The sequence below is a fragment of the Microvirga pakistanensis genome (assembly GCF_004458765.1).
GTDB classification, from domain to species: domain Bacteria; phylum Pseudomonadota; class Alphaproteobacteria; order Rhizobiales; family Beijerinckiaceae; genus Microvirga; species Microvirga pakistanensis.
Map to the genome: position 1 here is coordinate 1 of NZ_SPJX01000028.1, position 223 is coordinate 223.

1 pseudogene is annotated in these 223 nt (G+C 63.7%); it reads left to right on the forward strand.

Features of this window, described 5'->3' with window-relative positions:
• Positions 1-223, forward strand: a pseudogene (locus E4K09_RS01640) (2',3'-cyclic-nucleotide 2'-phosphodiesterase); the annotation flags it as partial.

Genomic DNA, 223 nt, shown 5'->3' on the forward strand with positions numbered 1-223 from the left:
AAGGAGGCGAGGAGAACGCGGCATTGCATCTGGCCAAGGTCGACGGCATCGACGTGATCCTGACCGGCCACCAGCATTTCGTGTTCCCGGGCGGCAAGGAGTTCAACAACATTCCCGGCGTCGACGTGCAGAAGGGCACCCTGCACGGCAAGCCCGCCGTGATGGCCGGCTTCTGGGGCAGCCATCTGGGCTTGATCGACCTCGAGCTGACGAAGGAGGGAGA